Below are 10,210 nucleotides of genomic sequence, written 5' to 3'. Positions count from 1 at the left end.
ATCCCCCCTTCGCAAAGCCCCCTGACGAAAATTTGTACGCCGCGTCCCCACTCCCCACTCCCCACTCCCCACTCCCCACTCCCCACTCCCCACTCCCCACTCCTCACTCCTCACTCCTCACTCCTCACTCCTCACTCCCCATCCCATACTTTTTCAACTTGTACTGCAAATTGCTGCGGCTGACACCGAGCAACTCGGCGGCCTGGGCTTGGACCCCCCGGGCGCGGACCAGGGCCAGGCGAATCAGGCGCTCCTCCATCTCGTCGAGCAGCTCGGGAAGCGGCCGTCCCATTTCGGGAAGATCCGTCGCGACGCTTTCGACCGCCCGCCCGGAAAGGGACTCGGGAAGATCCTCCGGCCGCAACGTCTCGCCGGCGCAGAAGAGGGCGCCGCGCTCGATGATGTTGCGCAGCTCGCGCACATTTCCCGGCCAGGGATGGGCCTGAAGAATGGCGAGAGCCTCGGGGGCGATGGCACCGATGCGCCGCCCCAGTTCGTCGCCAAAATGCTGGAGGAAATGGAGCGCGAGCAGGGGAATGTCCTCGCTCCGTCGGCGCAGGGGCGGAACTTCGAGGGTGACGACATTGAGCCGGTAATAAAGATCTTCACGAAAAGCCCCCGCCGCGATCACCGTCGGCAGCTCACGATTAGTAGCAGCGACGATGCGCACATCGCTTTCGATTTCCGCCGTCCCCCCGACCCGACGGAATTTGCGCTCCTGCAGGGCTCGCAGCAGCTTGGGTTGCAGCGCCAGAGGGAATTCGCCGATCTCGTCGAGAAACAACGTACCGCCGTCGGCCACTTCGAGCAGGCCGCGCTTACGCTCGACGGCGCCGGTGAAGGCCCCGCGTTCGTGGCCGAAGAGTTCACTTTCGAGCAGGCTTTCCGTAAGGGCCGCACAGTTGATCGTCACCAGCGGCCCCTTGGCGCGGGGACCGGCGCGGTGCAGGGTGCGGGCCACCAGCTCCTTGCCGGTGCCGCTTTCGCCGGTGATCAGCACCGAGGCCCGGGCCGGCGCCACCCGGCCGATGTCGGCCAGCAGCTTGCGAATCGCCGGACTCTCGCCGAGCAGCTCGCGCTCTCCGCTCCGTTCGAGCTGCCGGCGCAGCGCCTGGTTTTCCTTGCGCAGACGGGCGTCTTCCAGGGCTTTTTCGACGACCAGCAGAATTTCGTCATTCTTGCAGGGCTTCAGCAGATAATCGAAAGCCCCAGCTTTCATCGCCGTCAGCGCCGTCTCCACCGTAGCGAAAGCAGTCAGCACCACGAAGGGGACGTCCCCCACCTCTCGCCGCACCTCTTCGAGAAAAGCCAGGCCGTCCATGCGCGGCATCCGCAGGTCGGAGAGGATCAGCGCCACGCTTTCGCGGCCGAGCAGTTCCAGCCCGGCAAAGGGGTTGTCCGCCGTCGATACCCGATGGCCGGCGTCTTCCAGCAGATGCGCGAGGACCGCACGATAGTTCTTTTCATCGTCGACCACCAGAATATGGGCCATGGGCTACTCCTCCAAAACCGGCAGGCAGACGGTAAAGACCGCCCCCGCCCCGGGCGCGCTGCGCACCCCCAGCTTGCCGCCGTGGGCCTCGACGATGCGGCTGGCGTTGGCCAGGCCCAGCCCCGTCCCCTGATCTTTGGTGGTAAAAAAGGGATCGAAAATCTTGCCGTGCAACTCCGGCCCAATGCCGCAGCCGTCATCTTCCACCTCCAGGCAGACTTGTTCACCACGACGACTGGCCCGCAATCGGATGTGCCCGTTGGTGCCGACCGCCGCCAGGGCATTGAGCAGCAAATTGAGCAGCACCTGCTGCATCAGGTCGCCGTCGACGGCGGCAAGAAGGGGCGTCGTCTCCTCCTCGACTTCGAGCGTTGTCCCCTGCTGCCTGGCCAGCCCCTCGCCATGGGCGGCCACCCGCCGCAATAGGGCACGCAGATCGGTGGGGCTCGGTACCGGCTCGGCGGGACGGCCGAAGGCGATGAAATCGGTCACCAGGCCGTTGATGCGGGAACTTTCTTCCAGGATGATGTCGAGCAACTGGCGCACGCTGTCGGAAGTTCCGGCGAGCCTGCTGTCGATGAGCTGCGCCGAGGAAGAGATGATCCCGAGCGGGTTGCGGATTTCATGGGCGATGCCTGCCGACATTTCCCCCAGGGCGGCCAGACGTTCGCTGCGCCGCAGGGATTCCTCAGCGGCCTCCAGCCGGGCCAGAGACTCCTTCAGTGCCGCCTGATTGGCCAGCAAACGCTCATTCAGGTCTTTTTCCGCCGCCAGCTGCCGCCGGTGGCTGTCGGTAAAACTCTGCACCAGCAGTCCGACGATGAAAAAGGTGATGCCGAAGACGAGAAATTCCGGCAGCTCTTCGTGTCGCTGCTTTGGGTCAAGGTAGAGGGTCGCGGGAATCTGGCTGAAAAAGAGAACTGTGGCCAGGGTGCAGGTCAACAGGGTCAGGCGCAGGTTGAGATTGGAGGCGGCGACCGTGATGGGGAGGAAATAGACGATCCAGTAGACGCTCTCCTCCTCGCCGGTCGTCGCCCAAATGATCAGGGTACAAAGGAGTAGATAAAGACCGACGTGGGCCGTCATCAGCCCGGCGGACTGGATCTGCTCGATGGTGAAACGGCGGTCGGTGACCAGATGGTAGCCGGCGAGCAGGGCAAAGGGGAGGGCATCGAGCAGCAGATCTTCCCCTTTGCTGAAAAGGCAGAGCAGAACGATGAGCAGGGCCAGGATCAGGCTTTTGGTCAGGCGCCCGGCGGGGGAATAGAGAAAGGTGCTCAAGGACCCTCCGTCATTTCGTCAATCCCCCCGCCCTTGTCGCCGCAGCAGGTCGCCGACCTGCGCCCCGACCGGCAGCGCCATGAGGATGCGCCCGTTCGGCTGACCGGCAGCCAGAACGTCCCCCGTTTCGCTTCGCAGTTCGCCGACGGTGAAACATCCCTGGCGCATGCCCGGCCCGATCAGTTCCAGGGTCTCGTCGGGGAAAAAGCGGTTGCGTCCTTCGACCAGCGCTCGGCCATCGGCAAAACATTCGCGCACCACGCCGACGAAATCGTAGGTGCGGCGATATTTGGAGTCGGCGGTGTGCACCCTGGCTTCCGCTCCGCCGAAGAGAAAGCCGGTGTCGTAAGGCCGATGGCTGACTTTTTCCAGTTCCTCAAGCCAGAGAGGATCGCAGCGGTAGTTTGACGGATCGTCCCGGTAGCGGTCGAGGGCGGCCCGATAGACCCGGGTGACCGCCGCCAGATAGTAGACCGTCTTCATCCGCCCTTCGATTTTCAGGCTGTGGACCCCGGCCTGGATCAGCGCGGGCAGATGCTCGATCAGGCAGAGGTCGCGGCTATTGAGCAGATAGGAGCCCCGGTCATCCTCCTCGATGGGGAAATATTCCCCGGGGCGGGTCTCCTCGACCAGGGCGTAGCGCCAGCGGCAGGGGTGGGCGCAGGCCCCCTGATTGGCACTGCGACCGGTCATGGCCGCCGAGAGCAGGCAGCGCCCGGAATAGGCGACGCACATCGCGCCATGGACGAAGACCTCCAGTTCCACCTCCGTCTCGCAGCCGATGGCGGCGATCTCCTCCAGAGACAATTCCCGGGCGAGATTGATCCGCCGCGCTCCCGCCGCCGCCCAGAAACGCGCCGCCGCGCCATTGGTGGTATTGGCCTGGGTCGAAAGATGGATTTCCCGACCCGGATCGAGTTGCCGGACCAGGGCGAGAACACCGGGGTCGGCGACGATGTAGGCGTCGAAATCGAGAGGCTTGAGGGCTTCGAGATAATCTTCCAGCCGAGCCAGATCCGCTTGACGCAGGTAGGCGTTGAGGGTCAGATAAAGGCGCTTGCCCAGTCGCTTCGCCAGCTCCCGGGCGCGGGCCAGGGCCTCGAGATCGAATTTTCCCGCCGGGGCGCGCAGGCCGAAATCTTCGCCGCCGAGATAGGCGGCATCGGCCCCGTAGTCGAAAGCCACCCGGAGTTTTTCCGGGTCGCCGGCGGGAGCGAGCAGTTCGGGGAAAGACTGTTTTTCCGGCCTGCCGGCGGGAGCAAGCAGTTCAGGGAAAGACCGTTTTTCCGGCCTGCCGGCGGGAGCGAGCAGTTCGGGGAGGGACCGTTTTTCCGGCCTGCCGGCGGGAGCAAGCAGTTCAGGGAGGGACATGTTCTCTTTCATCCTTTTCGGGAAATGCCCGGAGAATACCACAAAATCTGCTGAAAATGGCAAGGACCTGTCCGAACGACGGCAGCGGTGAAAATCCGTTCCATCTTGACAAGGGCTTAAAAAATTTATATTTTTTTAGCTATTGCGCGCGACGACGCGATTTTTTTATGAGGGAGGGAAAACGTATGTTTCGTCATCTTGGCATCCTGCTTTTCTCAGGACTTCTTCTCACCGGACTGACCGGCTGTCTCACTCCCCGTCCGGCCGTCGACCTGTCTCCCATCGAGCGGGATCTTGCCGCCTTGCGCCAGGCCCAACAGCAGCTGGCCGAGCGCGTCGACGGGCAGGAGACCAAACTGGCGAATCTCGAAGAGCGGCTGCAGGCCCAAGAAGAGCGTACGCTCGCCTCCGCGCCGGAAGAAGCAACCAAAATGGTCACCTCCGCAGGGGAAATGACGTCTTTCCCCGCGACGATCACGCCCTCCCCCGCCGACAAAGAGGAGCCAGACAGCGCCGCCGAGCTCTACCGGCAGTCCTTTTCCCACTACGCCGCCGGGCGCTTCGCCCGGGGGGTCGACGGCTTTCAGAACTTCCTGCGGCACTATCCCGAGCATGAATATGCCGGCCACGCCGAATATTGGCTCGGAGAATGCTTCTACAGCCAAAAGCGCTACGAAGAGGCGGTCGCAGCCTTCAAACGCGCGGTGGAAAACCACCCAAAGGGGAGCAAAGCCCCCGACGCCCTGCTCAAAATGTCCGAAGCCCTGAAACAGCTGGGCAATACGCAACATGCCGACGCCGCGTTGCAGGCCCTGAGCAGTCGCTATCCGGATAGCCGGGCGGCGCACAGCCTGAACCGAAACTGATTTTCGTCACACCTCAACCTGGGGGAACTCATGCGCCTCGCCAAACCCACCCTGCTGCTCGCCCTGCTCCTCTGGCCCCTCTTTGCTTTCGCCCAGGGGGAAATCCAGACCTACGTCATCAAGAAGGGGGACACCCTCTGGGGGATCTCCCAAAAGTTTCTCAAGGATCCCTATTACTGGCCGAGCCTGTGGTCGAACAATCCGGATCTGACCAATCCCCACCTGATTTATCCCGGCCAGGAAATCACCATCTACGACGGCCGCGTGCAGTTGGTGCCGGTCGCCGAGACCGCGGCGGAAACCACCGCACCCGAAACCCGGCCGGAACCGGCCGAGGCAACGACCATCACCATCCAGCGGGCGGGACGCGGCTTCATCAGCGAAGACGAATTCAACGCCGCCGGCACCCTGGTCGATACCACCGACAACCGCCTGCTCATCGCCAGCGGCGAAACGGTCTTCCTCGACATCAAGAACCTGGAATCGGTTCAGCCCGGCGATCTCTACTCTCTCTTCGATGTCGGTGATCCGGTCACTCATCCCCTGACTGGCCGAAAGGTCGGCTATCTTGTCGAGGATATCGGCACGGTGCGCATCGTTGCCATCAATGAGGAGGTGGCGACGGGGGAAATTGATAAGGCCTACCAGGAGATCGAGCGCGGCGCGCGGTTGCGTCCCTACCAGCCGGCCCAGGCATCCATCGACCTGAAGCGGGCGACCAGCGCGCTGACCGGCACCCTGATCGAAGCCCACGACAGCAAACTCGCCATCAGCCAGTACGACATCGTCTATCTCGATCTCGGCAGCGACGACGGCCTGCAGGTCGGCAATCTGCTCAACATCACCCGCCCCCGGGACGCCTCGGCCCTGGGACTGAACACCTCGGGGCTCAAACTCCCCGACGTCCTCCTCGGCGCGGCGGTGGTCATCGAGACCCATCCCCGCGCCGCCTCGGCCCTGGTGCTGAAAATCGCCGAACCCCTCTACCGGGGGGATCGTATGTCGACGGTCTTAGAATAGAGCGGAAACAAACGGTAGTGGATTGCAAAGAAGGATTGAGGGAGACTTCAATCCTTCTTTAATTTTGCGAACACATGGAGGGACCGATGCCAACGGCTGTGGAACGCGCCTGGCTGCGACTGCATCTCACCCGGGGATTGGGACGCGTCGGGCTGAACCGGCTGATGACGGCCTTCGCCTCCCCCGAGGCGATTCTCGCCGCCGCCCCCCGAGACTGGACCCGCCGGGCGGGGATCCGGCCGACGGTGGCCGAAGCCCTGCCCGCCGCCGATGCCCCGCTTCTGCGCCAGGCCGAGGAGTTGCTGGAGCGCGACGACATCCGCCTCATCAGCTTCTGGGACGAGGCGGATTATCCTCCCCTGCTGCGCCAGCTCCCTGACCCGCCTGCCCTGCTCTACCGGCGCGGCCGTCTGACCGATCAACCGGCCCTGGCGGTGGTCGGCGCCCGCCGGGCCTCGGCCGCCGGTCGGCGCCTCACCGACGAAATCTGCGCCGAGCTCGCCTCCCGCGGGATCGCCATTGTCAGCGGCCTCGCCCGGGGGATCGATACGGCGGCCCACGAAGGGGCCCTGCGCGGGTCGGGGCAAACTGTCGCCGTGCTCGGCTGCGGCATCGATCAGGTCTATCCCCCCGAAAACCGCCGCCTCTTCCAGCGCATCGCCGAAGAAGGGGCGCTCCTCTCCGAGTATCCCCCGGGAACGGCCCCGCTGGCCGGACACTTCCCCGCCCGCAACCGTATTATCAGCGGTCTCGCCCAGGGGGTGCTGATCGTCGAGGCGGCCGAGGGGAGCGGTTCACTGATCACCGCCGACTTCGCCCTGGAACAGGGACGTGAGGTCTTCGCCGTGCCCGGGCCGGTCTACGCCGAAACGAGCGGCGGGGTCAACCGCCTGCTCAAAGAGGGCGCCCATCTGGTCACCGAACCCGCCGACATCCTCGAAGTCCTCTGGCCGGGAACCCCTTCCCGCGGGCAACGGCAAAAGGAAGATTCCCTCTTGGAAAAGCTCTCGGGAACAGCTCTGACCGTCTACCGGAACCTCGACCGGGAACCGCTCCACATCGATGAATTAGCGCGGAAAACCGGCTTGACACCCATGGAGCTTTCCGCTATTTTGTTGCACTTGGAACTCCAGGGGGGGGTTGAACAGCTCCCGGGAATGCGCTATCTGCGTGGCCGGGAAGCCTGAAATCGACAACGAACCACTTGCCGCAGGAGACATCTTGAGAGAGCGGGTTCTGGCTATCGTGAGCATCATCGCCCAGTATGTCATGGCCGACAGCACGCAACTCACCGAAAACGATATTGTTGAAGGATTGATGGCCGAAGGCTTCGACGCCGCGGAAATCGACGCCGCCTTTCGCTGGATGGAAGATCTCAACCTGCAAACGTCCTCATCCGACACCCCCCCGCTGCACCTTCCGACCCACCGGATCTTCACCCTGGAGGAAACCTGGGGGCTGTCTACCGAGGCCAGGGGCTTTCTCATCCGCCTGCGCGCCCTGGGCATCGTCGATGACGAAGCCGAGGAAGAGATCATCGAACGCGCCCTGCAGATCGCCGAGGACGATGTTTCCCTCAATGAGATAAAGGCGTTGGCGGCCCTTGTCCTCTTTTCCCGAAACACCCGGGACTGGCACCGGGAAGTCGATTGCTTCATGGAGGACGACTGGGGACGGATGTTCCACTGAAAAAAGACTGTTTCCAGGCTGCGGACCCCCGCAGCCTTTTTGCTTTTAACCGAACCGAGGCATTCATGGCAAAATCACTGGTCATCGTCGAGTCTCCCGCCAAGGCGAAAACCATCGAAAAATTTCTCGGCAAGGGCTTTAAGGTCCTCGCCTCCTACGGTCACGTCCGCGCCCTGCCGAGCAAGCAGGGGTCGGTAGATGTCGCCCATGACTTCGAACCGAAATATCATGTTCTGCCAGAGAGCCAGAAACAGCTCGACCTGCTGAAAAAGGAAGTACAGGGGAGCGACGAACTGATCCTCGCCACCGACCTTGACCGCGAAGGGGAGGCTATCGCCTGGCATCTGCTCGAAGCCCTCGGCATCGATGAGCAGGGGAGCAAACCAATTGTCAAGCGCGTCACCTTTCACGAGATCACCAAGGACGCCATCCTTAAAGCGATGAGCGAACCCCGGCAGATCGCCCGGGATCTGGTCGACGCCCAGCAGGCCCGTTCGATCCTCGATTATCTCGTTGGTTTCAATCTCTCTCCTTTCCTCTGGAAGAAAATCCGCTACGGTCTCTCCGCCGGCCGGGTGCAGTCGGTGGCCCTGCGCCTGATCTGCGAACGGGAAAAAGAGATCGCCGCCTTCCTTCCCCAGGAATACTGGACCATCGATGCCCTGTTGCGCGCCGCGAGCGGGCAGGATTTCAAGGCGCGACTCTTCACCGTCGACGGCAAGCGCCTGGACAAGTTGGAGATCGGCGACGAAGGGACCGCCCAGAATTTGGTGACGGAGGTCGCCAAAGAGGATTTTCAGGTTTCCTCCCTGGTGCGCAAGGAGAAAAAGCGCAACCCGGCGGCCCCCTTCACCACCAGCACCCTGCAACAGGAAGCGAGCCGCAAGCTCGGCTTCTCGGCGCGCAAGACCATGTCCACGGCGCAGAAACTGTACGAGGGGATCGACATCGGCCAGGGTTCCGTCGGTCTGATCACCTACATGCGTACCGACTCGGTGGCCCTGTCGTCGGTTGCCACCAATGAGGCGCGGGAGGTCATCAGCCAGCGCTTCGGCAAGGAATATGCGCTGGACCAGCCGCGGGTTTACAAGAGCAAGGCGAAAAACGCCCAGGAAGCCCATGAGGCGATCCGCCCCACGACCATCGCCAACACCCCGGAGAAGATCAAGTCCTCCCTCTCCTCCGATCAGTTCCGCCTTTATCAGCTCATCTGGACCCGTACCGTCGCCTCGCAGATGGCCGCCGCGGTGCTCGAAGCGACCACCGTCGATCTGGCGGCGGGGGAACGCTTCTCCTTCCGTGCCAGCGGGCAGGTCATCCGCTTCCCCGGCTTCATGAAGCTCTACATCGAAGGGACCGACAGCCCCGACGAGGAACAGGAAGGCACCCTGCCGGCCCTGACCGAAGGGGAGGCCGTTAAGCGCAAGGAACTGCTGCCGGAACAGCACTTCACCCAGGCGCCCCCCCGCTTCACCGAGGCCAGCCTGGTCAAGACCCTGGAGGAATACGGCATCGGCCGGCCTTCGACCTACGCTTCGATCATGAACACCCTGGTGGTGCGCAAGTACGTGCGGCTGGAAAAACGGGCCTTTTTCGCCGAGGACGTGGGAATGGTGGTCAACGACCTGTTGGTCAACCACTTCGCCCGCTATGTCGACTATGACTTCACCGCCAAACTGGAAGAAGACCTCGACGCCATCTCGCGGGGAGAGGAAACCTGGCGACCGGTCATCCGTGGCTTCTGGGAACCTTTCATCACCCTGCTCAAGCAGAAGGAGACAGAGGTCACCAAGGAAGACCTGACCACCGAAAAGACCGACCGGGTCTGCCCCGACTGTGGCCAGCCGCTGGTCATCAAGCTCGGCCGCAGCGGCCGTTTTCTCGCCTGCAGCGGTTTTCCCGAATGCCGCTACACCGAGCCCCTCTCCGCCGAGGAACAACCCGAACCGGAAGTTTCCGAGGAAAAGTGCGACAAGTGCGGCGCGCCGATGCTCATCAAAATGGGGCGCTACGGCAAGTTCCTGGCCTGCAGCGCCTATCCCGGCTGCAAGAACATTCAGCCGCTGGTTAAACCCAAGTCCCTCGACATCCCCTGCCCCGAGTGCAAAGAAGGGGAACTGATGGAAAAGAAGAGCCGCTACGGCAAGATCTTCTATTCCTGCAGCCGCTATCCCCAGTGCAAATACGCCCTCTGGGATCTGCCGATCAACGAGCCCTGTCCCAAATGCGGCCATCCGGTAATCGTCGAAAAGGTCACCAAACGCTACGGCACCTTCCGCAAGTGTCCGACGGAAAACTGCGACTGGAAGTTGGAACTGGTACCACCGGAGAAGAAGAGCGCCGCGAAGGCGGCCCCGGCCAAGAAAGTAGCGGCCAAGAAGGCTCCGGCGAAAAAAGCCAAGGCCGAAAAGTCCGAAGAGTAAAACGCCGTCAGGGGAGTCCAGGGGATGACACACTCCAGACTCCCCTGACTCATCATGCCCCTCCCTGG

General features: G+C 62.9%; 8 protein-coding genes. 5 read left to right on the top strand and 3 right to left on the bottom strand.

The window, feature by feature from the left end:
• Nucleotides 1-124: 124 nt before the first annotated feature.
• Genes BQ4888_RS12240 through BQ4888_RS12230 form a run of 3 tightly spaced genes read right to left on the bottom strand, consistent with a single transcriptional unit; the run spans nt 125 to nt 4,144 of the window.
• Nucleotides 125-1,492 (bottom strand): sigma-54-dependent transcriptional regulator, encoded by a 1,368-nt coding sequence (locus BQ4888_RS12240; RefSeq protein ID WP_092057537.1) that lies wholly within the window; start codon nt 1,490-1,492, stop codon nt 125-127.
• Between the two features lie 3 nt (nt 1,493-1,495).
• Nucleotides 1,496-2,773: a sensor histidine kinase gene (locus tag BQ4888_RS12235; RefSeq protein ID WP_092057536.1), complete on the bottom strand. Its 1,278-nt coding sequence runs from the start codon at nt 2,771-2,773 to the stop codon at nt 1,496-1,498.
• An 18-nt stretch (nt 2,774-2,791) separates the two neighbouring features.
• Nucleotides 2,792-4,144, bottom strand: coding sequence for a peptidase U32 family protein (locus BQ4888_RS12230; protein ID WP_092057535.1), 1,353 nt, complete (start codon nt 4,142-4,144; stop codon nt 2,792-2,794).
• 185 nt (nt 4,145-4,329) lie between these two features.
• On the opposite strand from BQ4888_RS12230, the gene ybgF reads away from it, so the two are divergent.
• The 5 genes from ybgF to topA all read left to right on the top strand — a co-directional run bounded on the left by ybgF (nt 4,330) and on the right by topA (nt 10,142).
• Complete coding sequence (ybgF, locus tag BQ4888_RS12225; protein ID WP_170232856.1) at nt 4,330-5,010, top strand: tol-pal system protein YbgF; 681 nt, start codon at nt 4,330-4,332, stop codon at nt 5,008-5,010.
• A gap of 30 nt (nt 5,011-5,040) precedes the next feature.
• A complete protein-coding gene (locus tag BQ4888_RS12220) occupies nt 5,041-6,030 on the top strand; it encodes a LysM peptidoglycan-binding domain-containing protein (RefSeq protein ID WP_092057533.1) in 990 nt (329 codons plus the stop codon).
• An 86-nt stretch (nt 6,031-6,116) separates the two neighbouring features.
• A complete protein-coding gene (gene dprA / locus BQ4888_RS12215) occupies nt 6,117-7,217 on the top strand; it encodes a DNA-processing protein DprA (protein ID WP_092057532.1) in 1,101 nt (366 codons plus the stop codon).
• Nucleotides 7,218-7,251: 34 nt separating this feature from the next.
• Nucleotides 7,252-7,719 carry a DUF494 family protein gene (locus BQ4888_RS12210; RefSeq protein ID WP_092057531.1) on the top strand — a complete coding sequence of 156 codons (468 nt, stop codon included), beginning with the start codon at nt 7,252-7,254 and terminating at the stop codon, nt 7,717-7,719.
• 65 nt (nt 7,720-7,784) lie between these two features.
• Nucleotides 7,785-10,142, top strand: a complete 2,358-nt coding sequence (gene topA, locus BQ4888_RS12205; RefSeq protein WP_092057530.1) for a type I DNA topoisomerase — start codon at nt 7,785-7,787, stop codon at nt 10,140-10,142.
• The last annotated feature ends 68 nt before the right edge of the window (nt 10,143-10,210 follow it).

Source organism: Desulfuromonas acetexigens (assembly GCF_900111775.1).
Lineage (GTDB): Bacteria > Desulfobacterota > Desulfuromonadia > Desulfuromonadales > Trichloromonadaceae > Trichloromonas > Trichloromonas acetexigens.
Note: the sequence above shows the minus strand (reverse complement) of the source record. Positions and strands in the feature narration are given on the sequence as shown.